Below are 24,065 nucleotides of genomic sequence, written 5' to 3'. Positions count from 1 at the left end.
TGCTCTACTTGTGTTCACGCAGAGAGCGCCGGGAGAAGCATCTGCGATGAAGGCTGGCCGTGCAGGGACGTTTGGAAAGTCAGCCGCGCAATTCCTCGCCGGCTGCGTCAGGCAGACTGTTACCACGAAGCAGCGCTTTGAGCCTGGCGACGCCAGCTTGCTCGAATCGGTCAAGCAGTGGCAGCAAGTCTTCGAGCACAATCCCGTCATGTACTTCATGGTCGATCCGGCCGGAACCGTGATCAACGTGAACACGTTCGGCGCCGCGCAACTGGGCTATACGGCCGCGGAGCTGATCGGCCGATCGGTGCTGGATGTCTTCTTCGAGGAAGATCGCGACTTCGTCCGCGCCTGCGTCGCGCTGTGCCTTGACACCGTCGATCAGTCGCACACCTGGGAAATCCGGAAGGTTCGCAAGGACGGCTCGGTACTATGGGTGCGCGAGAACGCCAAGACGATGCTGCGGGCCGATGGCGGGCCAATCGTGCTGGTCGCCTGCGAGAACATCACCGAGCGCAAGGAAGCGGAGAATGCGTTGCGGCAGAGCGAGGATTATCTCGCACAGGCGCAGGAATTGAGCCACACCGGCAGTTTCGGCTGGAGGTCAGCAACCGGAGAGATCACCTGGTCCAAGGAGACCTATCGCATCTTCCAGTTGGACGAGGGTACCCGGCCAAGGATCCCCTTCATGCTCCAGCGGATCCATCCGGACGACCGGCTCGCGGTGCAACAGACCACGGCTCGGGCTGCGCGGGAATGCAAGGATTACGATCACGAATACCGGCTCCTGATGCCCGATGGCTCCATCAAATACGTCCGGGCGGTGGCCCGGGCGATGCGGGATTCCAACGGTCGCGTGGAGTTTGTCGGATCGGTAACTGACGTCACGGCGACCAAAGAGGCGGAGCGAAGGCTTCGCGAGAGCGAGCAGCGCTTTCGCGACTACGCCGAAACCGCATCTGACTGGTTCTGGGAGACAGGGCCAGACCATCGCGTGACCCAGATATCGGAACACTCCGATACCATCACGGCCCCCGCCGGCCTGATCGGGCTCACGCGTTGGGACATTGCACCCGATGCAGATCTCGAACCCGAAAAATGGCGGCTACATCGGGAGGCGCTTGATGCCCACGTCCCGTTCCGCGACTTGGTGTATCGCAGCAGAGACCGCAACGGGCAGCCGATCTATGTCCGGACCAGCGGCAAGCCGTTCTTCGACGCAGAGGGCGCTTTTCTGGGTTATCGTGGCGTCTGCACCGACGTAACTGCGGCCATCCGGGCCGATCAGGCCGAAGATGCGCTGCGCAAGGCGCAGGCCGAGCTCGCCCATGTAACGCGCGTCACGACACTGGGCGAACTGACAGCTTCAATTGCGCACGAGATCAACCAGCCGCTCGCCGCCGTGATCGCAAACGCGGACGCCTGTGTCTCCTGGCTGCAGCGCAGTCCGCCAGATCTCAAGGCGGCCCGCCGCTCCGTGGAGTGGATCATCGAGGACGGCAAGCGTGCCAGCGACGTGATCCATCACGTTCGGGCGCTCGCCAAGCGGACCGACATCGAGATGGTTCCGCTCGACGCCAACGCGGTCGTGCGCGAGGCCGTCACGCTGGTTCAGCGGGAAATGGCCAGCCACGCCGTGTCGGTGCGAATGGAGCTGTCGTCGGCACTGCCCAGGATCTTTGGCGATCGAATCCAATTGCAACAGGTCCTGATCAACCTGATCATGAATGGGATCGAGGCCATGGAAGGCGTCCAGGATCGCCTGCGCGAGCTGGCGATCCGCTCTGCAACGGACGGCGACGACGCGGTGCTGATGAGCGTCACCGATTGCGGCGTCGGCATCTGCGAACAGGCGACCGATCGCCTGTTCATGCCGTTCTTCACCACGAAGTCCTCCGGCATGGGCATGGGGCTGTCGATCTGTCGCTCCATTGTCGAGGCCCATGGCGGACGACTTGCCGCCGTTCCGAACCAGGGGTGCGGGGCAACTTTCCAGGTCACCCTGCCGGTCCATCGAGAGGCAGCATCGTGACCGAACGCGCGGGACCTTCGCCAGCGCAGGAAGGCGGCGATGAGCCAATCGTCTTCATCGTCGACGACGACGCATCCATGCGCCGTGCGCTCACCAATCTGTTCGAGTCGGTCGGCCTCAAGGTCGAAGCATTCGGCTCTGCAACGCAACTCCTCCAGGCCAAGCCGCCGGAAGTGCCCAGTTGCCTGGTGCTCGACATCCGCCTGCCCGGAGCAAGTGGCCTTGACCTGCAGAGCGATCTTGCCAAGGCGAATATCCACACACCCATCATCTTCATTACCGGTCATGGTGATATCCCCATGACCGTTCGGGCCATGAAGAGCGGTGCGATCGACTTCCTGACCAAGCCGGTTCGCGACCAGGACATCCTGGACGCAGTCCGGGCCGCGATCGAGCGGGACCGCAAGCGCCGCGACCTCAACAGGACGGTCTCGACAGTCAGATCACGCTTCGAGTCACTGTCTCCACGGGAGCGAGACGTATTGTCACTGGTGACATCCGGCCTGATGAACAAGCAAGTGGCCGCCCAACTCGGATTGGCCGAAATCACCGTCAAGATCTATCGCGGCCAGATCATGCGGAAGATGGGCGCGAAGTCGCTGGCCGACCTGGTGAGAATGAGCGAGGCGCTCGGGGTTCGGCCCGGCAAGCCCGACGTACAAACCTAAGTATGAGTTTCCAATGGTGACCGAGAGGTCCACCTTGTGTGTTCAGGTGTGGCCGTGGCGACGGCAAGCGCAATCCGGAGCGAGGAGCGGACGTCTTGTCAGTGGCTTCGGTCATTTCGGTGCTTGACGATGATCCCTTCGTGCGGGCCGCGCTCAACAATCTCCTGGAATCACGCGGGTATATCGTCCACACCTTCGCCTCCGCCGAGGAGTTCTTGAGGTCGGCCCAATCAAACGACACCTCGTGCGTGATCGCGGACGTGCAGATGCCGTTGGTCACCGGCATCGACCTGCTGACCCAGATGCGCGCGCAGGGTTCGGCTACGCCGTTCATCTTCATCACGGCTTTCCCGGATGAGAGCGTGCGTGTGCGCGCGCTCAAAGCCGGTGCAATCTGCTTCCTCGGCAAGCCGTTCGCCGCCTCCGATCTGATGCAGTGCCTGGAGCAAGCGCTATCAGCAGGTGACGAAACCACGGCCTGATTGTCCGGCGGTCGCAAACCCGACGGTGACGGCAACCGGGACTATCCCGCTTCTCGCGAGGCCTCTCGAGATGGCCGCGTTCGCGGCCGCTCAGAATGAGGTCGAATGATCTGGCGGCATACGCCAAGCGCGCGCCGACCGCCTCAATCCACCTTGATGTTGGCCGCCTTGATGATCGGCCACCATTTTGCAATCTCGGCCTTCTGGCGGGTGCCGAGGGCTTCGGGCGCGAGCTGATCCTTGGGCGTCATCTCCAGGCCCTGGCTTTCGAGCTGCTTCCTCACCGCAGGGTCGTTCAGCGCTTCCACGGCCGCGGCGTTGAGCTTCGTGACGATCTCCTTCGGCGTGCCCTTCGGCACCCACAAGCCCGACCACAGCGTCATGTTGAAGCCCTTGAGGCCTGCCTCCTCCGCGGTCGGAATCTCCGGCGCTGAGGCCAGGCGCTTGTCATCGGTGATGGCGTAGGCGCGGATGGTGCCGGCGCGGACCTGGTTGATGGAGTTGGAGGTCTGGTCGACGATGAGGTCGATCTGTCCGGCGATGAGATCGTTCAGCGCGGGACCGGTGCCGCGATACGGCACATATTGCAGCTTGATGCCGGTAACGCTCTCGAAATAGACGCCGGCGATGTGGCTACCGGAGCCCGCGCCGGCCGTGCCGGCGGTCGGCGGCGACGGCCGCGACTTCAGCCATTCGATGATCTCCTTCAGCGAGGTCGCCGGCACCGCGTTCTTGCTGACGACGATCATCGGGTTGCTCGGCAACAGCACCACCGGTTCAAGATCGGCGACGAGATCGTAGTTGAGCTTGTAGACCGCGCCGTTGGCAACATGGGTGCCGAGATGGCCGAACGAGATGGTGTAGCCATCGGGCGGCGAATGCACAGCGCGGCCAACGCCGATCGAGCCGCCCGCGCCGGTGACGTTCTCGATCACCACGGCCTGCCCCAGCGTTACCCGCATGCGCTCGGCCAGCACCCGTGCCATCGCGTCGGATGGCCCGCCGGCCGAGAATGGCACGATGATCGTGATGGGCCGCGTGGGAAAATCCTGGGCGCGGACTGCGCCGGTTACAGCGAGAATACCAATCAACGCAGCCCAAACGGCCTTCTTCATTGTTCTCTCCCCAGCGATGTCGATATTGTTTTTGCTCTTCCCGCGTACGGGAAGAGGGATCATTCGTGGCGTATTGCCACGGCTAGAACTGGGAATAGTCAATCGGCTTGTGGCGATCGAGCGTGCGGGTGACCGGCGGCAGCGGATATTTCAGGCCGGTCGCGCAATTGAACAGCATCACGCGGTCGGACTTGCTGACGCGGCCGTCGGCGAGGCTTTCCTTGTAGGCGGCATAGGTGGCGGCGCCCTCGGGGCACAACAGCAGCCCCTCCTCGCGCGCAACTTCGCTCAGCGCCGCCGAGATCTTGTCGTCGTCGACCGCAATGGCAAAACCCTTGCTCTCGCGCACTGCGCGCAGGATCAGGAAGTCGCCGATCGCCTGCGGCACGCGAATGCCGGAGGCGATGGTGTGGGCGTCCTCCCAGCGCGTCGCATGCTCGGTGCCGGCGTCATAGGCGCGCACCATCGGTGCGCAGCCCGAGGCCTGCACCGCGACCATACGCGGGCGCTTCGAACCGATGAAGCCGATCTTCTCGAGTTCGTCGAACGCCTTCCACATGCCGATCAAGCCAGTGCCCCCGCCGGTTGGATAGAAGATCACGTCGGGCACGTCCCAGCCGAGCTGCTCGGCAAGTTCGAGGCCCATCGTCTTCTTGCCCTCGATCCGGTACGGCTCCTTCAGCGTCGAGGTGTCGAACCAGCCGACCTTGGCCTTGCCCTCGCCGACGATCTTGCCGCAATCGTCGATATAGCCGTTGACGCGGTAGACGGTCGCGCCCTGGAGCTCGATCTCGCTGACATTCACTTCCGGCGTGTCGGCCGGGCAGAAGATCGTGGTCTTGATGCCGCAGGACGTTGCATAGGCCGCGAGCGCCGCGCCGGCATTGCCGTTGGTCGGCATCGCCATGTGCTTGATGCCGAGGGCCTTGCCCATCGACACCGCCATCACGAGGCCGCGCGCCTTGAACGAACCGGTCGGCAGACGTCCCTCGTCCTTCACGATGATCTCGCCGCCGCCGAGCCTTGCGCCGAGCTTCGGCAGCCGGATCAAGGGCGTCGTGACTTCGCCGAGCGAGACGATGTCCTTGCATTTGCGCACCGGCAGCAGCTCGCGGTAGCGCCACATGTCGCCGGGCCGCTGCGCCAGCGCGTCCTTGGTCAGAGCCTTCTTCACGCCGGCGAGGTCGTAGCGCACCAGAAGCGGCTTGCCGGCCTTGGAGAGGTTGTGGACCTGGTCGGCGGCGTAGTGATCGCCCTCCATCGCGCATTCGAGATGGCTGACGAAGGTCGGGCGTTCGATGGTGAGATTGTCGTTGTCGTGCATGGGTTGGTTTCCTTCTTATTGTGCAATCAGCTTCTTCTGCTCGTCATTGCGAGCGCAGCGAAGCAATCCAGAGTCTTTCCGCAGAGGCAGTCTGGATTGCTTCGCTTCGCTCGCAATGACGGCGTTGGGCGGCGATGCCAACCGTCAAATATTCAACACCCTTCCATAAGCATCCAGCACGGCTTCCTTCATCATCTCCGACAGCGTCGGATGCGGGAACACCGTGTGCATCAGTTCCTCTTCCGTGGTCTCCAGGTTCATGGCGACGACGTAGCCCTGGATCAGCTCGGTGACTTCAGCGCCGACCATGTGGGCGCCGAGCAGCTGGCCGGTCTTCTTGTCGAAGATCACCTTGACCATGCCCTGGTCCTCGCCGAGCGCGATCGCCTTGCCGTTACCGACGAAGGGGAAGCGACCGACGCGGATCTCACGGCCGCTTTCCTTGGCCTTGGCTTCCGTCAAGCCGACTGATGCCACCTGCGGATGGCAATAGGTGCAGCCCGGGATCATGTTCTTGTCCATGGGATGCGGATGCAGGCCCTTGATGGCCTCGACACAGATCACGCCCTCATGCTCGGCCTTGTGGGCGAGCATCGGGGGACCCGCGACGTCGCCGATGGCGTAGATGCCGGGGACGTTGGTCTTGCCGTAGCCGTCGATCACGATGCAGCCGCGGTCGGTCTTGACGCCCAGCTTTTCCAGCCCGAGATTTTCGATGTTGCCGACGACGCCGACCGCCGAGATCACACGCTCGAATTCGGTGGTGACCGGCTTGCCCTTGCCGTCGTCGATGGTGGCGACGACGCTGTCGGCCTTTTTCTCGAGCTTGGTGACCTTGGTCGAGGACATGATCTTGATGCCCAGCTTCTCCAGGCGCTTGCGGGCCAGGCCCGCGATCTCGGCGTCTTCGACCGGCAGGATCTGCGGCAGCACCTCGACCACGGTGACGTCAGAGCCCATGGTGTGGAAGAACGAGGCAAACTCGATGCCGATCGCACCAGAACCGACCACCAGCAGCGACTTCGGCATCCGCTCCGGTACCATCGCCTCGAAATAGGTCCAGATCAGCTTCTTGTCGGGCTCGAGCCCCGGCAGCACGCGCGGCCGCGCGCCGGTCGCGACGATGATGTGCTTTGCCTGATAGGTCCCCTCGCCCAGCGAGCCCTTCGGGCCCTCGACGTCGGACTTCTTCACCGTGACCTTGCCGGGTGCATCGATCGAGGCCGCGCCCCAGATGATGCTGACCTTGTTCTTCTTCATCAGGAAGCCGACGCCGTCGTTGAGCCGCTTCGAGACGCCGCGCGAGCGCTGCACCACCGCCTTCGGGTCGAACGAGACCTTTTCGGCCGAGAGGCCGTAATCCTTGGCGTGCTGCATGTAGTGATAGATCTCGGCCGAGCGCAGCAGCGCCTTGGTCGGGATGCAGCCCCAGTTCAGGCAGATGCCGCCGAGATACGACTTCTCGACGATCGCGGTCTTGAGACCGAGCTGTGCGGCGCGGATCGCGGTGACATAGCCGCCGGGGCCGGAGCCGATGATGATGACGTCGAAGGATGTATCGGCCATGGCGGCTCCCGTTCAACTCAAGACGTGACGCCGCGTGCGCGGCGCTTGAAGACAACAAACCTGACCAGCCATTCGATGATCCCGACCAGGACCAGAATGGCCAGCGCGCTCAACACAATGGGTTGAGCGATGTTCCGCGACAGTTGCTCGCCCGACAGGAAGGCGGACTGAAGAAAATCAAGCCCGATCGGATTGAGCGCGACGACGGCGCCGAGCAGCAGCGATATCCATGGCCAGCGGGTACGGACATGCAAGGTTGCCCCCTTCGCCGCCGCGTCAGACCATCATCATGACAGGATTTTCGATGAGCTGCTTGAACGCGCCGATCAGCTCGGCACCGAGGGCGCCGTCGATGGCGCGGTGATCGCAGGACAAGGTCACGCTCATCATGTGCGCGATCTCGATCTTGCCGCCGCGCACGACGGGACGCTCCTCGCTGGTGCCCACGGCCAGAATGGTCGCGTGCGGCGGGTTGATCACGGCGGTGAAGTGGCTGATGCCGTACATGCCGAGGTTGGAGACCGCCGTGGTGCCGCCCTGATATTCCTCGGGCTTCAGCTTGCGCGAACGGGCGCGCGCGGCAAAATCCTTCATCTCGTTGGAGATGGTCGAGAGCGTCTTGGTCTCGGCCTTGCGGATGATCGGCGTGATCAGGCCGCCGGGCATCGCCACGGCAACGCCGACGTCGGAATGGTGGTGCTTGACCATGCCGCTTTCGGTCCAGCTGACGTTACAGTTCGGGATCTTCTGCAGCGCGACCGCCATCGCCTTGATGACGAAGTCGTTGACCGAGATCTTGTAGAGCGGCTTCTTTTCCTTGTCCTTGGGCGCAGCCGCATTGATCTCCTCGCGCGCGGCGAGCAGCTTGCCGATGTCGCAGTCGATGGTGAGATAGAAGTGCGGGACGTTCTGGATCGACGCGGTCAGGCGCTGCGCAATCGTGCGGCGCATGCCGTCATGCGGAACGATGTCGTAGGAACCGGGCTCGAACAGCGACAGGATCTGCTTGTCCGACATGGTCGGCGCAATCGAGGGCGCGCCTGACGGCGCCGCCGCCGGTGCCTTGAGGCCCTTGCCGGACTTGGCCTGCTCGACGTCGCGCGCGACCACGCGGCCGTGCGGGCCGGTACCGGTGACCATCGCAACATCGATGCCGGCGTCCTTGGCGAGACGGCGCGCGAGCGGTGACGAGAATACCCGGCCGCCATGGCCGTTGCTCTGCGCGGCAGGCGCTGCAGCCTGCGGCGCAGGTGCAGGAGGCGGTGCAGCCTTGGGCGCGGCCGGCGCGGGAGCCGGCGCAGCGGCGGAAGCCTCCGTGGCTTTCGGTGGTGCGGCCGAGACGCTGGGCTTGGCGGCACCAGCGGCCTTCACGTCCTCGCCCTCGCCGGCGAGCACCGCGATCACGTCGTTGACCGGCACGTCCTGCGTGCCCTCGGGCACCAGGATCTTGGCGATCGTGCCTTCGTCGATCGCCTCGACCTCCATGGTCGCCTTGTCGGTCTCGATCTCGGCGATGACGTCGCCGGATTTGACCTTGTCGCCTTCCTTCTTCAGCCACTTGGCGAGGTTGCCCTTCTCCATCGTCGGCGAGAGAGCGGGCATCAGGATGTTGATGGGCATGCTGACCTCACGAAGAACTTTTCAAAACGTCGCCTTCGAAATCAAAGACGAACAGACCAGGTTTAGTTGCCGATGTCGCCCTGCCACAGGCGCTCATTGGCGGGATTGGAACGCCACGTCTTCATCATGCTGATGGAGCGGTCGTCGGCAAGATCGATCCAGGGGATACCGAACTTGTCGAGGATGTCCTTGGAGCCCTCGAAGGTGACGGATTCTCCGATCACCACGAGCTGGACCTTGAACAAAGCGAGCGCGCCGGCGCACATCGAGCATGGCGACAGCGTGGTGTACATGACGGTGTCGTGGAACGAGATCACGCCGGCCTCGCGCAGGCAGCTCATCTCGCCGTGCAGGATCACGTTGTTCTCCTGCACGCGGTTGTTATGGCCGCGGGCGATGATCTTGCCACCGCGCGTCAGCACGGCGCCGATCGGCAGCCCGCCTTGCACGATCGAGGCTTCCGCCTCGCGGATCGCCTCCAGCATGAGATCGAAATGATGGGACTCGATCGCCACGGTCAGTGTCCCTTGCCGCGCGGCGTCGTGGTGCCGGTGTCCGTGGGACGCTCGATCTCGGCCTGGAACATCTCCAGTATCCGGTTGAGGGCGTCCTCCTCGGTATATTCGCTCTCGCGCGCATAGGCGCGTGCGGCATGGCGGGCGAGATCGACGAGCAGCAGGCCCCACATGTCGGGCTCCTCGAAGGCGCGCTGAAACGCCATCGACAGCCCGCCATCCAGCACGAACACGCGCAGGATCTCGACCGCGTCCTCGCGGGTCATGACGTCGGGCGGCAGAGGCTGCTCCTTCGGGCCCGCCATGGTCTACCTGTAGCAGACGGCTTTGGCGGCCTCGACGACTTCCGCCGCCGAAGGCAGCGCGAGCTTCTCCAGGTTCGCGGCATAGGGCATCGGCACATCCTTGCCGGAGACGCGCGCAACAGGCGCATCGAGATAATCGAAGGCATTCTCCATGATGCGCGCGGCGATCTCGGCGCCGACGCCGCTCTGCGCCCAGCCCTCCTCCACCGTGACGGCGCGCCCGGTCTTCTTGACCGAGTTGACGATGGTTTCGGTGTCCATCGGACGCAACGTGCGCAGGTCGATCACCTCGGCCTCGATGCCGTCCTTGGCGAGTTCGTCGGCCGCCTTCAGCGCATAGGTCATCCCGTTCGACCAGGAGATGATGGTGACGTGGCTCCCTGCGCGCACGATGCGCGCCTTGCCGATCGGGATCACGAAGTCATCGAGCTTCGGCACTTCGCCGGTGTGCCCGTACAGCACCTCGTTCTCGAGGAAGATCACCGGGTTGGGATCGCGGATCGCGGCCTTGAGCAGACCTTTGTAATCGGCGGCCGAGAACGGCGCGACGACCTTGAGGCCCGGGACGTTCGAATACCAGGACGAGTAGTCCTGGCTGTGCTGGGCGGCGACGCGGGCGGCGGCACCGTTGGGCCCGCGGAACACGATCGAGCAACCCATCTGTCCGCCGGACATATAGAGCGTCTTGGCCGCGGAATTGATGATCTGGTCAATCGCCTGCATGGCGAAGTTGAAGGTCATGAATTCGACGATCGGTTTCAGGCCGGTCATCGCGGCACCGACGCCGATGCCGGCAAAGCCGTGCTCGGTGATCGGCGTGTCGATGACGCGCCTGGCGCCGAATTCCTGCAGGAGTCCCTGGGTCACCTTGTAGGCGCCCTGATATTCGGCGACCTCCTCGCCCATCACGAAGACATCGGCGTCGCGGCGCATTTCCTCGGCCATGGCATCGCGCAGGGCTTCACGGATGGTCTGCGTCACCATCTCGGTGCCGGCCGGCACTTCCGGATCAGGTTCAGTGACAGCCTGCGGCGCGGACGGTGCAGCCTTCGGCGCAGGCGCCTCGGCCTTTGCGGCGGCAGGCGGCGCGGATTCCGCAGCCTTCTGGGCGGGCGCCGGCGTCTTGGCCAGGTCGGCGGCGCTCTCGCCGTCGGCGAGGATTGTCGCGATCGGCGTGTTCACCGCGACGTCGGCGGTGCCCTCGGGGATCAGGATCTTGCCGAGCGTGCCCTCGTCGGTCGCCTCGACCTCCATGGTCGCCTTGTCGGTCTCGATCTCGGCGATGACGTCGCCCGACTTGATCGTCTCACCCTCTTTTTTCAGCCATTTGGCGAGGTTGCCCTTCTCCATCGTGGGCGACAACGCGGGCATCAGCACTTGAATTGGCATATCGACTCCAAAAGAAAGCTTGCGCGCGTTCAGCGGTAAACGTCGGTCCAGAGCTCGGCGGCATCCGGCTCGGGATCTTGCTGGGCGAAATCGGCAGACGCGTTGACGATCTCGCGCACCTCGGCGTCGATCGCCTTGAGATCGGCCTCGCTGACCTTGGCCGCCAGCAGGCGGTTGCGCACCTGCTCGATCGGGTCCTGGTCGTGACGAACCTTCTCGACCTCCTCGCGCGTTCTGTACTTTGCGGGGTCGGACATCGAGTGGCCGCGATAGCGGTAGGTCTGCATCTCCAGGATATAGGGGCCCTTGCCGGCGCGGCACCAGGCCGCCGCCTCCTCGCCCGCGGCCTTCACGGCGCGCACGTCCATGCCATCGACCTGCATGCCGGGAATGTTGAAGGACGCACCGCGCTTGGAGAAATCCTGCTGCGCCGAGGCACGCGACACCGAGGTGCCCATGGCGTAGCGGTTGTTCTCGATGACGTAGATCACCGGCAGCTTCCAGAGCTCCGCCATGTTGAAGCTCTCATAGACCTGGCCCTGGTTGGCCGCGCCATCGCCGAAATAGGTGACGCTGACATTGTCGTTGCCGCGATAGTGATTGGCGAAGGCAAGCCCGGTGCCGAGCGAGACCTGGGCACCGACGATGCCGTGACCGCCGTAAAAGTGCTTCTCCTTGCTGAACATGTGCATGGAGCCGCCCTTGCCCTTGGAATAACCGCCGCGGCGCCCCGTGAGCTCGGCCATGACGCCGTTGGCTTCCATGCCGGTGGCAAGCATGTGGCCGTGATCGCGATAACCGGTGATGACCTGATCGCCCAGCTTCAGCGCCATCTGCATGCCAACCACCACGGCCTCCTGGCCGATATAGAGGTGGCAGAAGCCGCCGATCGCGCCCATGCCGTAGAGCTGACCGGCCTTTTCCTCGAACCGCCGGATCAGGAGCATGTCGCGGAGCGCCTTGAGCTCCTGCTCCTTGGTGAATTCCGGGGGCGAACCGCCGTTGGTCTTGTCCTGTGCAGTGCTTGCGGCGGCTTTCTTGGGTGCGGCCATGGGAATTCCGGGTCAGAGAAAACTTCAGCCCTCTCTAACCCAAGTCAAACGCCCTTGGAAAGCACCGCGGCGGCATGGCACGACTTTCATTATGCCGCACTGCAACGTGGCCGAAACTTTGCAAAACCTTTGGGCTTGATTGGGCAACATTAGCTCCCCGCCAACGACGGGGGTGCAGGCAACCGGCGCAAGCAAATTCGGACATGTCTATCGGAGGGTCTGAGATCCCCCGCGTGTCCGATTCGTAGCCGCGCCTCACCAGCCCAGCTCTCGCAAATATGCTGCGCGGGCGGCAACGCCGGTATGCGTGAAGTCGGTGAAGACCCCATCGACACCGAGGCGGAAGAATTTGAGATATTCAAGGCTGGGATCGCCGCGATAGTCGGCAGCCAGATACTTCTTCTCGTTCCGGAACGTGAAGACATGCACGAACAGGCCGAGCTTGTGCGCATCGCTGACAAGGCTGGTTGCATCCTGCGTCGTGGCCTCCGACGTGGATCCCTTGTAGGGCGTGCCGTCGGCATTGCTGTCCTTCCACGGCGTGATCTTGAGCGGGACGATATACGCCTTCCACGGACCGATGCCGTCGGCATAGGTCTTGATGTCGTTAAGGCCTTCGGACGTCAGCATCGCATCATACAAGCGCGCGTCGCCTGAAACCGTCCAGTCGAACGGACGGGAATTGGTGATGTTGTCGAGCAGGACCTTGCCGTTCCTGAAGTCGATACCGTTACCGTCGATGAGTTGGACCTGCCGCGTCTGAAGGCCATGGCTGCGCATATATTTCAGGCTGCCTGGCTCGAAGCTCTGAACGAGGATGGGAGCCTCCTTCGTGTTGAGGCCATTGTCCTTGATGATCTTGATCAGGGCATCCTCGAGCGGGTGGCTGCCGGGCGCACCGCAGCCATTGGCAATCGCCTGGGCATTGTTCCAGGTCGGGTTCTTGGTTTCCGGATAGACCAAGACCGTGCGCCCGGTCTCGCTGGATTTGGCCTTGGCGATGTCGATGACGTCCTGGAAGCTGATGACCGGGAACTTGCCGTTGAAGACCTTCGGCCTTTCGTTGGCCGCGTCATACGTGGTGCCGGCGATCCATTGCTTCAGTTCGGCCATGGTGAAATCGGTGATCGACCAATCATTGGTATGGTCTTCGCCGTCGACGATCAGCGATTTCAGCACCGATTTGGGATCGGACGGATCGGTGAGATCCGTGAGGTAGTCGGCAGGTACGCCGGCGGCGGACGGAGCCTTGACGCGCACACCGGGCACCGTGCGCTTGCGGGCGGCAACAGCGGCATTGGTCTTCGCCACCTCGGCCACGTTGGTATTGTCGCTCAGCCAGGGGTTGTGACGCACCACCAGAACGCAATCCTTGGTCAGGTGCAGGTCCTCTTCGAGCGCATCGGTCCCCAGCGCCGCGGCGAGTTCATATGATGCCTCGGTCTCTTCAGCGACCAGCCCCGGCAGGCCGCGATGCCCGAGGATCAGTGGCGCCTTTCCATCAACGGTCAGGAAATGCTTGGCGCCCGATGGCACCGCGGACTGCGCGAAGGCCATCGACAGCGGAATCACAGCCACGCCGAGCAGCATCGCTGCAACACTTATTGCCCGTCTTGAACGACCGTTTCGCATCACCAAGCCTCCGTTTCCGCGCGGCATCGCTGCGAATGCCACAGGCGCCGAACCGGATACGGTCGGCGCTGTCGTCTTGTCTCAAGACTCTGACAGACGGATGACGGCGGAACGGGCGGCGCGGGGTTGCGCCGCCCCAGGCCGGGATGGCGATCCATCGACGGCCACTTTCGAAAACGCTTTCGAATTCAGCGAAAACGCTATTTCGCCGGGATCATCCGAACGAGATCATGCGGGTTGACGTAGTCGAGCTGGTAGCGCGCCCGCTCGTCCAGCATGTCAGGATCGATCCTGGACGTGCGCAGCAACGAGACACGCTGCTCGCTCCGGGCGCGCTCGCGCTTGAGCTGTGCCAGCTCACTGGTCAGCGCGATGATCTCCTGATCCAGTTCCTGGCGGGCGTTGAGGCCGTATTTGCCGGTATAGGCGTTGACGCCGAAATAGCCAACGATGGCAGCTGCCATCGCATAGAGGGCAAGACCGGTCAGGATCGATTTCAGGCGCGCGCGGGATACCATCCTTGGAAGATGGGACAGGTTGGTTAAGGGAGCGCTAATTTTGGATAAGCTGTCATTCCGGGGCGATGCGCAGCACCGACCCCGGAATGACACCCAATTGATTTCTTCCTATGAGGACGAAGCTTGGTGGTAGGCCGTTCGCCTCAGCCGTGGTGCTTTGCGACGTGCGCGGCGAACGCGTCGACATAGGCCTGGAGCACGGGCTTCAGCGACTCCTTGGTCAGGTTGCCGTCAGCATCGAAGGCGTCACCGACGGCGTTCAGATAGGTCTCGGGCTGCTGCATGATCGGGCCGGCAATGCCCGGCAGGATGTTCTGGAGCGTCTTGGCGGCGCTGACGCCCCCGAGCGGGCCCGGCGAGTTCGAGATAATGCCGACCGGCTTGCCGTTGAACGAGCTCTTGCCATAGGGCCGCGAGGCGACGTCGATGGCGTTCTTCAGCACACCCGGGATCGCGCGGTTATATTCGGGCGTGACGAAAATGACGCCATCCGACTTCTGAAGCTTCTCGCGGAAGGCCAGCCAGTCCGCGGGCGGCGCGCCCTCGAGGTCCTGGTTGAAGAACGAGATGCCCGCCAGCGTGACGACCTCGAGCTTGAGCGAGCCAGGCGCGAGTTTTGCGAGCGCATTGGCGATCTTGAGCGAGAAGCTGTCCTTGCGCAGGCTGCCGGCGATCACGACGATGTTGTAGGCCATGGGGTATCCTTGAGGGCTTGAGCGGGAGTGCCGGGGCGGCACTTAAGCGATCCGGACCATTGGATGCAAGTGCATGAACCGGACTGATTTGGAAACGCTGCGTTTCGCGAAAGCAGATGGTCGCCCAAATCAATAGGGCCGCCAAGCGGCGGCCCGATCTTTTACGCAAACGGTCCAGCTCGATCAGATCGTCGGATTCCACGCCGACGGGACCAGGCGATATTTGGCACCGTCCTTCTCGACATGACCGACCGAGGGGAAGGTGAAGTGGAAGCCGATCACGGTCGCCTTCTCGGCCGCCGCCATGTCGTAGAATTTGTGACGCGTCGTCTGCGCCAGCGCAGCATCGGCGTCGTACATGACATGCCAATCCGGGTTGCGCAGGAAGAATTCCGGAATGTTGGTGACGTCAGACTGGATCAGCACCTTGGCATCGCCCGATGCGACCGCGAACGAAGTGTGGCCGGGGGTATGGCCCGGCGTCGCAATGGAGGTGATGCCGGGCGCGACCTCCTTGCCCCAGTCGTACTTGGTGACCTTGGACTCAAGGCCCGCGAAGGTCTTCTTCACGTTGGCGAAATAGTTCTTCATCATCGGATTGGACTCGGCCTTGGCGGCGTTGTCCTCGCTGGTCCAGAACTCCCAGTCCTTGCCCGGCACCATGAGCTCCGCGTTCGGGAAAGCGAGCGCGCCGTCGGCAAGGCGGATGCCGTTGGTGTGGTCGGGGTGCAAATGCGACAGCAGCACGACGTCGATGTTCTTCGGATCGACGCCAGCTGCGGCAAGGTTTTGCAGGGTGCGGCCGACGGCGCCCTTGCTCGGCTCCAGATTGGCGACTCCGTTGCCAGTATCGATCAGCACGAGCTTGGAGCCGGTGTTGATGAGCTGCGGATTGAACGGCACTGTGACCATGCCCTTCGGCATGTAGGCCGCCTCACCCGCAGCCAGGGATTCCTCCTTGGGTATGTTGACGACGAACTTCTCCGGCATCGGAAAGGTGCGCGCGCCGTCGTTGATCGACGTGCACTCGTAACTGCCGACCTTGTAGCGGTAGAAGCCCGGCGCCTGCGTCCCGGTCGGTGGCACTGAGGCATTGGCGGCGGTTGGCCGAAGGCCGGTAACGGCAGCCGCGCCGATGGTGGCAGCGCCTGCAAGCAAGTGGCGGCGGTTCAAATCAGTCATGGAGAGGTCCCCTTCTGAGCGCCCTGCGGATTTTCCGCTTTCAACGGCGGCGGAATAATCCCCGGCTTCGCTCAGAAGGCAAGACCTTCTTTCGGTGACGTGCCGTCGCACACCACGATTATTTGTTCGGGGCGATAGGGAATTTTTAGCCAGCGGCACGTCTGCGCCAGTACCGCTTCGGCGGGTGGCCGTAGACTCGTTTGAAGGCATGCCCGAAAGCGCTCTCCGACGAATATCCCACCTGTGCGGCGGTTGCCGAAACGGTCGCCCCACGTCGCAACTGCTCGCATGCAAGCCGCATTCGCCATCGAAGGAGGTAGTCGAGCGGCGCCCGCCTCACCAGCGACCTGAACCGCTTTGAAAATGCGGATCGCGACATGGCAACCGCGTTGGCCAATGCGTCCAGCGTCCAGGGGTGAGCGATGTCCTCGTGCATCAGCCTGATTGCCTTGCCGATCCTGGCGTCGACCAGTGCGCTGATCCATCCGAAGCCTTCGCCGGCGCTTTGGTCCAGCGCCGCGCGGAGCACCTGGACGAGGAGGACGTCGGCAAGCCTGTCGGTGAGAACGGCCGCTCCGATTCCCGTCCCTCTGATTTCAAGGTCGAGAATCTGCAAGGTGGATTGCATGACGGATGCCGACGGTCTGCGCGCCGGTATGAGCAAGAAGCGAGGGAGTGAATCGAGCAGCAATTCGGCGTCTGACGCTTTAAAATCAAAACTGCCGGCAAGCAGAACGGTATCGCTGCCTTCGTGACGCGCGACATCCGACCGCGCCCAATCGAACGTCGTTATCCCGTCTTCGGGAGCCATGTCCTCGTCATTGGCGAGAACATAGGCTGGTGCATTCGCCAGAAGAAAACAGTCGCCGGTGGCAAGTCGGTGATGGGCCTCGTCGCCGAAGTCGATCCAGCAATCGCCACGGATGACCGCACCGAATTTCAGGGCAGGTTTTGCCGGGAACCGATACGACCAATTGCCGCCGGCCTCGAACCTCGTGCAACGCGCTGCGCGAACGTCCAAAAGCGAGAAGACCTGGGACAGAGGGTCCAAGGTTTTGTCCGGCGCTAGATCCAGGGCTTGATCCGATCTCGACGATTTCAGAGCACTTCGAGCATAGATCATCCCCGATCCCGATGCGAAGTTCATCCCACCACGAAACTGGATGGAACAGCCATGATAGGTATCGCAGGCAAGGTGGTCGCGATTACAGGCGCCAGCAGCGGAATTGGCGAGGCCACCGCTAGGCATCTCGCAGATCGGGGCTCTGTCGTGATCCTCGGCGCGAGGCGCTCCGACAGGCTGGAGATGCTGGCCGCGAGCATCGCGTCCAGGGGCGGAAAGGCGTCGTATCTCGTCACCGACGTCAGGCGGCGCGATGACGTCGCCAACCTGGTCCAGCTCGCAATGGACCGATACGGGAAGCTGGACGTCCTGATCAACAACGCGGGGATTGCCCCGATTTCCTTTCTAGACGATCTGAGGGTCGATGACTGGGACGACATGATCGACGTGAACGTGAAAGGCGCGCTCTACGGAATCGCGGCGGCCCTGCCCGTCTTCCGCCGTCAGGGCTTCGGGCATTTCGTCAACACGCTATCGACCGCCGGCATCAAGATCGTTCCGACAATGGCCGTCTACGCGGGATCGAAGAATGCCATCAGGGCGATTTCCGAAGGGCTTCGTCAGGAGGCTGGTCCGTCGCTTCGGGTGACGACCATCTCGCCCGGATATGTCGACACCGAGTTGCCATCCTCGATGACGGATGTGGCGTTACGCCAGCAAGGGCAAGCGAGCATGAAGGCGCTGGCCATTCCGGCGAGCGCCGTCGCGGAAGCTATCGCCTTCGCAATCGCTCAGCCAGACAGTGTGGACGTCGGTGAGGTCGTCATTCGCCCGACTGCCCAGACATAAACTCCGTGTGACGTGCCGTCGCACATCACGATTATTTATTTGGGTTGATGAGGAATTTTTCGCCGGTGGCCCGTTTGGCATACACCGCGATGTTAGCGGGATCGAGCGCTTCGGAAAGCGAGACGACCTTGGTGTAGTGGCTGACGAAGGTGGTCTTGAGCTCGGACGCAACGCGCTGGCGCAGGCGGCCGATCTCGGCCGGGCCGATCTTCTGGAGGAACGGCGTGAGCAGCCAGCCGCCGACGCCCCAGCTCAGACCGAATGAGCGGTTCAGCTCGGTCGGGCGCGTGTCGAGGCTGCCATAGATGTAGACCTGCTTGTACACGTTGGAGCCGTAGCGGCTGTATTCCTTCGCGGTCTTGTTGGCCGCAACTTCCATAGCGGTCAGAACCTGGCTCGCCAGCTTGCCGCCGCCGATGGCGTCGAAGGCAATCGTGGCGCCGGTCTCGACCAGCGCGTTGGTGAGGTCGTCCATGAAGCTCGCCGCGCTGGAATCGACGACATGCTTGGCGCCGATCTTGTGCAGGATGTCGGCCTGTTCCTTGCTCCTGACGATGTTGACGAGACCGATCCCGTCCTTGATGCAGATCTTGTTGAGCATCTGGCCGAGATTGGAGGCGGCCGCCGTGTGCACGAGCGCCTTGTGGTTTTCCCGCCGCATCGTCTCGGTCATGCCGAGCGCGGTCAGCGGATTGACGAACCATGACGCACCGTCGGCAGCCGTGGTGCCTGCCGGCAGCTCCATGACGTCGCGGACCTTCAGCACGCGATACTGGGTGTACATCGCGCCGCCGATCATCGACACCGTCTTGCCCATCAGCGCTTTCGCCGCGTCCGACGAGCCGGTCCCGATCACCGTGCCGGCGCCCTCGTTGCCGACCGGCAATGACTGATCGAACCTGGCCGCCATCATCCGCATCGCGCCCTCCGGCATTTTGGCGGTGATGACCGGCATCTCCTTCGTGCCGGAGGCCTTCGCCGCCGACATGTCGGCGGCCCCGATCAGAAGTCCGAGATCCGAGGGATTGATCGGGGAGGCTTCGACGCGGACCACGACCTCATCGTCAGCAGGCTCCGGCGTTGGGAGATCGACGAGAGATATCTCCAGCTCGCCGCTCTTCTTCAGCAGCGAACGCAGTTGCAGGCCGGTCTTGCCGTCGCTCATATCGATCCTCCCCTGTCCTTCTTTTCGCGGGTCGAAGCGCCGGCTTATGCCAGCGCCTTCAGTGCCGCCTTGCCGCCATAGAGCGCCTGCTTGCCGAGCTGCTGCTCGATGCGCAGGAGCTGATTGTATTTGGCGGTGCGATCGGACCGCGCAAGGGAGCCCGTCTTGATCTGACCGCAATTGGTGGCGACCGCGAGGTCGGCGATGGTGGAATCTTCGGTCTCGCCCGAGCGGTGCGACATGACGGAGGTGTAGCCCGCCTTGTGCGCCATCTCGACGGCGGCGAGCGTCTCGGTCAGCGTGCCGATCTGGTTGACCTTGATCAGGATCGAGTTGGCCCGGCCGGCCTTGATGCCTTCGGCGAGGCGCTTGACATTGGTGACGAAGAGATCGTCGCCAACGAGCTGGCACTTCTTGCCGATGAGGTCGGTGAGCTCCTTCCAGCCGTCCATGTCGTCTTCCGACATGCCATCCTCGATGGTGACGATCGGATAGCGCGAGACGAGGTCGGCAAGGTATTTTGCCTGCTCGGAGATCGAGCGGGTCTTGCCCTCGCCTTCATAGACATACTTGCCGTCCTTGAAGAACTCGGTCGAGGCGCAGTCGAGGCCGATCACGATGTCGGCGCCAGCCTTGTAGCCGGCCTTGCCGATGGCGTTCATGACGAAGTCGAGCGCGGTGTCGGCCGACGGCAGGTTCGGGGCAAAGCCGCCCTCGTCGCCGACATTGGTGTTGTGGCCGGCCTTCTTGAGCTCGGATTTCAGCGTATGGAAGACCTCGGCGCCATAGCGCAGGCCCTCGGCGAAGGACGACGCGCCGACGGGCAGGATCATGAATTCCTGGAAGTCGATCGGGTTGTCGGCATGCACGCCGCCGTTGATGATGTTCATCATCGGCACCGGCAACAGCCGCGCCGAGGTACCGCCGACGTAACGGTAGAGCGGCATGTCGAGCGAGTTCGCGGCCGCCTTGGCGCAGGCGAGCGAGACGCCGAGGATGGCGTTGGCGCCGAGCCGGCTCTTGTTCGGCGTGCCGTCGAGGTCGATCATGATCTGGTCGATCTGGGCCTGCTGCTCGACATCGAGCCCGCTGAGGGCCTCGAAGATTTCTCCGTTGACGGCGCCGACCGCCTTGGTGACGCCCTTGCCGAGATAGCGCGCCTTGTCGCCGTCGCGCAGTTCCACAGCCTCATGGGCGCCGGTCGAGGCGCCCGACGGCACCGCGGCACGGCCGAGTGCACCGTCTTCCAGCACGACATCGACCTCGACGGTGGGGTTACCCCGGCTGTCCAGGATTTCGCGGCCGATGATGTCGATGATGGCGGTCATGAGAGCCTCATTTCGAGAAACAAAGGGGGCAGTTGGCGGTGCTTCTACCGCAATGCATCGACGCGGAAAAGGCCGGGTGACGGCCGCCCGATGATTGGCTAAGAGGGCCGCACGGAGGCGGCCCGATGTCCAAAAAGCCCAGCAAATCGAACAACTCCCCTGCCCTGCAACTTGGCCGCGCCGTGGAATGGCCGGATGCACCCGAAAAGGCCAAGCTCGACCGCGTGCCCAATCCGCAAGCAGGCACCGACTACCTCGTGCGCTTCACGGTGCCGGAATTCACCTCGCTTTGCCCGGTGACGGGCCAGCCGGATTTTGCGCATCTGATGATCGACTACGCGCCGGGGGCGTGGCTGCTGGAGTCGAAATCGCTAAAACTCTACATCGCGAGCTTCCGCAATCACGGCGCCTTCCACGAGGATTGCACCGTGATGATCGGCCAGCGCATCGCCTCCGAAATCAAGCCGAAATGGCTGCGCATCGGCGGCTATTGGTATCCGCGCGGCGGCATCCCGATCGACGTGTTCTGGCAGACCGGACGCGTGCCGAAAGGTCTGTGGGTGCCCGAGCAGGGCGTCGCGCCCTATCGCGGGCGGGGTTAGAGAAGGCGAACGCAATGAAATCGATGTCAGCAATATCCCGTAACCTCGCCCTGAAACTTGCCTTGAACCTTGCCTTGGGCTTTCTCGGCGTCCTCTGGCTCACCGGCGCGTCCGACGCTGCCGAGGTGCGGGTGATGATTTCGGGCGGATTGACGGCGGCCTACAAGGCGCTCGTGCCGGAATTCGAGAAGGCCACCGGCAACAAGGTGCTGACGGAATATGGGCCGTCGATGGGAACGACCGCGAATGCAATCCCGGTGCGGCTCGAGCGCGGTGAGCCGGCCGATGTCCTGATCATGGTGGGCTACGCCCTCGCCGACCTCACGAGCAAGGGCAAGGTCGTTGCCGGCAGTCAAGTCGATTTGACCAAGTCGCCGATCGGCATCGCCGTAAAGTCGGGTGCACCGAAGCCGGACATCAGCTCCGTGGAGGCAGTCAAGCGCGCGCTGCTGGCCGCAAAAACAATCGCCTATTCCGACAGCGCCAGCGGCGTCTACGTCTCGACCGAGATGTTCGACAAGCTCGGCATTGCCGATGTCATGAAGGACAAGGCGCGCAAGATTCCGGCGACGCCGGTCGGCGAGATCGTCGCGCACGGCGAGGCCGAGCTTGGCTTCCAGCAGATCAGCGAGCTGAAGCCCGTCAAGGGCATCGATATCATCGGACCGCTCCCGGCCGAATTGCAGAAGATCACGATCTTCTCGGCCGGGATTGCGACCGGCTCGAAGGAACCCGAGGCAGGTCGTGCGTTGATCAAGTTCCTGGCGTCCCCGGCCGCGCGCGAGGCGATCATGTCAAGCGGCATGGAGCCGATCCCGGCTGCTGGGGCAAATTAGCCAGGTCGCATTTGGTCGACACGTGGGCCAGGCGGTCGACGTCAGCGCGCATCCGCCGGCACGCGCGGCTTGAGCAGCTTCGCGCAGACGAGGCCCAGCACCACCATGATCGCCCCGCTCGCGAGCAGCGTCGGCACCTTGCCGCCGTGCTGGAGACCAAGACCGTAAGCGATCGGGCCAACCGTCTGCCCCATGAAGAAGAAGAACGAATGCAGCGACATTGCGGTCGCCCGCGCTCCGATCGACAGCTCGCTGGCGAAGACCTGCAAGCAGCCATGGATCATGTAGAAGCCCCAGCCCATCGCCAGCATGCTGACGAATTGCAGCTTCCAGCCGGGACCGAAAGCCATCACGCTGAGCTGCAGCCCCACGAGGCATGCACCTGCGATCATCATGCCCTTGACGCCGAGCCGCGGCAGTAGGCGGGACACCGTGAAAGTGTAGAACAGCCCGCCGATCGCAAAACCTGCAATCACCACGCCCGCGATCGACGGCGACTTCTCGCCGAGATCGAACAGCAGCGCGGCGATGAAGGGAAACAGGCCGAAGACACAGCAGCCCTCGACGAACACGGCCGAGTAGCAGTAGCGCGTGTTGGGGTTGGCGAAGATGGTCCGATAGCCCTGCCGCAGGGCCTTCAGATCGGACTTGGGCGCGGCCGTCAGCGCAGCACCGCGAAAACCTGCTGCCACCGCCACGGCCGCGATCAGGCCGAGCGTGCCGAGGATCATGAGCACTCCGCGCCAGCCGATGAACTCGCCGATGATGCCGGAGGCAGTCGCGCCGAGCAGGTTGCCGGTCATCGACCCCGCCAGCGTGCGGCCGATTGCGACCTGTCGCTTGGCAGGTGCAACGAGGTCGGCGGTCAGGCCGAGGGCAACCGGAAACACGCCGCCTGATGCGATGCCGGCCAGGATACGGCTTGCGAATAGACCCGAGAAGGTGGTCGCGACCGCGCCGAGAATGCAGGAAGCGCCGAGCAGCGCCAGGCACAGCGTCATCAAGCGCGCCTTGCCGAACAAATCCGCAGCAGCTCCGATCACGGGCTGAACCAGCGCGTAGATCAAGGCATAGCCGGCCGCAATGCTGGCGGCCGTCGTGATGCTGATCGAAAAATCCTCAGCGACGTGCGGCAGGACCGGATCGAGCGCGCGCGTGGACAACGCCGCCGAGAAGCTCGCGAGCGCGATGATGTTGATCGCGGGCGGAAACGTCCGGTCGGAGGGCGCCCCGGTCACAGGCTGGGACATCAGCGCGTTGTGCTTTTCGTCACCGCGTCAAACGCCATCAGCCTTCGGATCAGCCCTTCGAACTCACGCAGCGGCACCATGTTGGGCCCGTCGGACGGCGCGCGGTCGGGGTCGGGATGGGTCTCGACGAAAACGCCGGCAACGCCGACCGCGACGGCGGCGCGCGCCAGCACCGGCACGAATTCGCGCTCACCGCCCGACGAGGTCCCCTTCCCGCCGGGCTGCTGCACCGAATGGGTGGCGTCGAAGATCACGGGCGCGCCGGTGGTGCGCGCCAGGATCGGCAGCGCGCGCATGTCGGAGACCAGCGTGTTGTAGCCGAAGGAGGCGCCGCGCTCGGTGACGAGCACATTGGGATTGTTCGCGCTGGTGATCTTGGTCACCACATTCGCCATGTCCCAGGGCGCCAGGAACTGGCCCTTCTTGACATTGACGATCTTGCCGGTCGCAGCCGCAGCAAGAAGGAGATCGGTTTGCCGGCACAGGAAGGCCGGGATCTGCAGGATATCGACAGCCTGCGCGACATCGGCGCATTGCGCGGCGTCGTGCACGTCGGTCAGCACCGGCAAGCCTAGCGAGGATCGAATCTCCGCGAAGATCGGCAGCGATTGCTCAAGGCCCAGCCCGCGCGCAGCGGATGCGCTGGTGCGGTTGGCCTTGTCGAACGAGGTCTTGTAGACAAGGCCGATCTTCAGCCGCGCGGCGATCTCCTTCAGCGCGGAGGCGACCTCCAGCGCATGCTGACGGCTCTCGAGCTGGCACGGCCCGGCAATGATCGAAATCGGCAGGTCATTGCCGAATTTGACCGTGCCAATGGTGACGACCGGCGCCGCTGACGTCGAAGAGCTCAAGGCCAATCCCTCGTTTCCGCGCGACC

At 63.4% G+C, this 24,065-nt stretch carries 24 protein-coding genes; 6 read left to right on the top strand and 18 right to left on the bottom strand.

Annotated features, from left to right (window positions below; genetic code table 11):
• Window positions 1-46: 46 nt before the first annotated feature.
• The 3 genes from NLM27_RS11955 to NLM27_RS11945 all read left to right on the top strand — a co-directional run bounded on the left by NLM27_RS11955 (window position 47) and on the right by NLM27_RS11945 (window position 3,182).
• On the top strand, window positions 47-2,032 hold the full coding sequence (locus tag NLM27_RS11955) for a PAS domain S-box protein (RefSeq protein WP_254143481.1): 1,986 nt from the start codon (window positions 47-49) through the stop codon (window positions 2,030-2,032).
• Window positions 2,029-2,700: a response regulator transcription factor gene (locus NLM27_RS11950; protein WP_254143480.1), complete on the top strand. Its 672-nt coding sequence runs from the start codon at window positions 2,029-2,031 to the stop codon at window positions 2,698-2,700. The genes NLM27_RS11955 and NLM27_RS11950 overlap by 4 nt, the downstream gene beginning before the upstream one ends.
• Before the next feature lie 95 nt (window positions 2,701-2,795).
• Window positions 2,796-3,182, top strand: a complete 387-nt coding sequence (locus tag NLM27_RS11945) for a response regulator transcription factor (RefSeq protein ID WP_254143479.1) — start codon at window positions 2,796-2,798, stop codon at window positions 3,180-3,182.
• A 143-nt stretch (window positions 3,183-3,325) separates the two neighbouring features.
• Here the strand turns inward: NLM27_RS11945 and NLM27_RS11940 are convergent, their stop codons facing one another.
• The 14 genes from NLM27_RS11940 to NLM27_RS11875 all read right to left on the bottom strand — a co-directional run bounded on the left by NLM27_RS11940 (window position 3,326) and on the right by NLM27_RS11875 (window position 17,242).
• Window positions 3,326-4,297 (bottom strand): tripartite tricarboxylate transporter substrate binding protein BugD, encoded by a 972-nt coding sequence (locus NLM27_RS11940; protein ID WP_254143478.1) that lies wholly within the window; start codon window positions 4,295-4,297, stop codon window positions 3,326-3,328.
• A gap of 82 nt (window positions 4,298-4,379) precedes the next feature.
• Window positions 4,380-5,621, bottom strand: a complete 1,242-nt coding sequence (locus NLM27_RS11935; RefSeq protein WP_254143477.1) for a threonine synthase — start codon at window positions 5,619-5,621, stop codon at window positions 4,380-4,382.
• A 144-nt stretch (window positions 5,622-5,765) separates the two neighbouring features.
• Window positions 5,766-7,187 carry a dihydrolipoyl dehydrogenase gene (gene lpdA, locus NLM27_RS11930; RefSeq protein WP_254143476.1) on the bottom strand — a complete coding sequence of 474 codons (1,422 nt, stop codon included), beginning with the start codon at window positions 7,185-7,187 and terminating at the stop codon, window positions 5,766-5,768.
• Between the two features lie 17 nt (window positions 7,188-7,204).
• The gene (locus tag NLM27_RS11925; RefSeq protein WP_254143475.1) at window positions 7,205-7,441 is read right to left on the bottom strand and encodes a hypothetical protein; all 237 of its coding nucleotides are present in this window, start codon (window positions 7,439-7,441) and stop codon (window positions 7,205-7,207) included.
• Between the two features lie 22 nt (window positions 7,442-7,463).
• Window positions 7,464-8,807, bottom strand: a complete 1,344-nt coding sequence (locus NLM27_RS11920) for a pyruvate dehydrogenase complex dihydrolipoamide acetyltransferase (RefSeq protein ID WP_254143474.1) — start codon at window positions 8,805-8,807, stop codon at window positions 7,464-7,466.
• Between the two features lie 62 nt (window positions 8,808-8,869).
• Window positions 8,870-9,322 carry a nucleoside deaminase gene (locus NLM27_RS11915; protein ID WP_254143473.1) on the bottom strand — a complete coding sequence of 151 codons (453 nt, stop codon included), beginning with the start codon at window positions 9,320-9,322 and terminating at the stop codon, window positions 8,870-8,872.
• A 2-nt stretch (window positions 9,323-9,324) separates the two neighbouring features.
• Window positions 9,325-9,627, bottom strand: coding sequence for a DUF5076 domain-containing protein (locus NLM27_RS11910; RefSeq protein ID WP_092181243.1), 303 nt, complete (start codon window positions 9,625-9,627; stop codon window positions 9,325-9,327).
• 3 nt (window positions 9,628-9,630) lie between these two features.
• On the bottom strand, window positions 9,631-11,016 hold the full coding sequence (locus NLM27_RS11905; protein WP_254143472.1) for a pyruvate dehydrogenase complex E1 component subunit beta: 1,386 nt from the start codon (window positions 11,014-11,016) through the stop codon (window positions 9,631-9,633).
• 29 nt (window positions 11,017-11,045) lie between these two features.
• Entirely contained in the window at window positions 11,046-12,068 is a 1,023-nt protein-coding gene (gene pdhA, locus NLM27_RS11900; RefSeq protein WP_254143471.1) for a pyruvate dehydrogenase (acetyl-transferring) E1 component subunit alpha, read from the bottom strand.
• 255 nt (window positions 12,069-12,323) lie between these two features.
• The gene (locus NLM27_RS11895; protein ID WP_254143470.1) at window positions 12,324-13,646 is read right to left on the bottom strand and encodes a glycerophosphodiester phosphodiesterase family protein; all 1,323 of its coding nucleotides are present in this window, start codon (window positions 13,644-13,646) and stop codon (window positions 12,324-12,326) included.
• 254 nt (window positions 13,647-13,900) lie between these two features.
• The gene (locus NLM27_RS11890; RefSeq protein WP_008567889.1) at window positions 13,901-14,218 is read right to left on the bottom strand and encodes a septum formation initiator family protein; all 318 of its coding nucleotides are present in this window, start codon (window positions 14,216-14,218) and stop codon (window positions 13,901-13,903) included.
• A 143-nt stretch (window positions 14,219-14,361) separates the two neighbouring features.
• Window positions 14,362-14,913, bottom strand: a complete 552-nt coding sequence (locus tag NLM27_RS11885) for an NADPH-dependent FMN reductase (protein WP_254143469.1) — start codon at window positions 14,911-14,913, stop codon at window positions 14,362-14,364.
• A gap of 183 nt (window positions 14,914-15,096) precedes the next feature.
• Window positions 15,097-16,095: an MBL fold metallo-hydrolase gene (locus NLM27_RS11880; RefSeq protein ID WP_254143468.1), complete on the bottom strand. Its 999-nt coding sequence runs from the start codon at window positions 16,093-16,095 to the stop codon at window positions 15,097-15,099.
• Between the two features lie 145 nt (window positions 16,096-16,240).
• Complete coding sequence (locus NLM27_RS11875) at window positions 16,241-17,242, bottom strand: AraC family transcriptional regulator (RefSeq protein WP_375142245.1); 1,002 nt, start codon at window positions 17,240-17,242, stop codon at window positions 16,241-16,243.
• 27 nt (window positions 17,243-17,269) lie between these two features.
• On the opposite strand from NLM27_RS11875, the gene NLM27_RS11870 reads away from it, so the two are divergent.
• Window positions 17,270-18,007 (top strand): SDR family oxidoreductase, encoded by a 738-nt coding sequence (locus NLM27_RS11870; RefSeq protein WP_254143467.1) that lies wholly within the window; start codon window positions 17,270-17,272, stop codon window positions 18,005-18,007.
• A 31-nt stretch (window positions 18,008-18,038) separates the two neighbouring features.
• Here the strand turns inward: NLM27_RS11870 and NLM27_RS11865 are convergent, their stop codons facing one another.
• Together NLM27_RS11865 and eno are read right to left on the bottom strand one after the other, a co-directional pair.
• Window positions 18,039-19,172 (bottom strand): zinc-binding dehydrogenase, encoded by a 1,134-nt coding sequence (locus NLM27_RS11865; protein WP_254143466.1) that lies wholly within the window; start codon window positions 19,170-19,172, stop codon window positions 18,039-18,041.
• 44 nt (window positions 19,173-19,216) lie between these two features.
• Window positions 19,217-20,500, bottom strand: a complete 1,284-nt coding sequence (gene eno / locus NLM27_RS11860) for a phosphopyruvate hydratase (protein WP_254143465.1) — start codon at window positions 20,498-20,500, stop codon at window positions 19,217-19,219.
• Window positions 20,501-20,625: 125 nt separating this feature from the next.
• Between eno and queF the strand changes: the two genes are divergently transcribed.
• Window positions 20,626-21,102 carry a preQ(1) synthase gene (gene queF / locus NLM27_RS11855; protein ID WP_254143464.1) on the top strand — a complete coding sequence of 159 codons (477 nt, stop codon included), beginning with the start codon at window positions 20,626-20,628 and terminating at the stop codon, window positions 21,100-21,102.
• 14 nt (window positions 21,103-21,116) lie between these two features.
• Window positions 21,117-21,938 carry an extracellular solute-binding protein gene (locus NLM27_RS11850; protein WP_375142244.1) on the top strand — a complete coding sequence of 274 codons (822 nt, stop codon included), beginning with the start codon at window positions 21,117-21,119 and terminating at the stop codon, window positions 21,936-21,938.
• A gap of 41 nt (window positions 21,939-21,979) precedes the next feature.
• Here NLM27_RS11850 and NLM27_RS11845 read toward each other — a convergent pair whose 3' ends face one another.
• Together NLM27_RS11845 and kdsA are read right to left on the bottom strand one after the other, a co-directional pair.
• Window positions 21,980-23,188, bottom strand: a complete 1,209-nt coding sequence (locus tag NLM27_RS11845; protein WP_254143463.1) for an MFS transporter — start codon at window positions 23,186-23,188, stop codon at window positions 21,980-21,982.
• Window positions 23,188-24,039 carry a 3-deoxy-8-phosphooctulonate synthase gene (gene kdsA, locus NLM27_RS11840; RefSeq protein ID WP_254143462.1) on the bottom strand — a complete coding sequence of 284 codons (852 nt, stop codon included), beginning with the start codon at window positions 24,037-24,039 and terminating at the stop codon, window positions 23,188-23,190. The genes NLM27_RS11845 and kdsA overlap by 1 nt, the downstream gene beginning before the upstream one ends.
• Between the last annotated feature and the right edge of the window lie 26 nt (window positions 24,040-24,065).

The sequence above is a fragment of the Bradyrhizobium sp. CCGB12 genome (assembly GCF_024199845.1).
Lineage (GTDB): Bacteria > Pseudomonadota > Alphaproteobacteria > Rhizobiales > Xanthobacteraceae > Bradyrhizobium.
The sequence above is the reverse complement of the archived record's forward strand: the minus strand, read 5'-3'. Positions and strand labels throughout refer to the sequence as shown.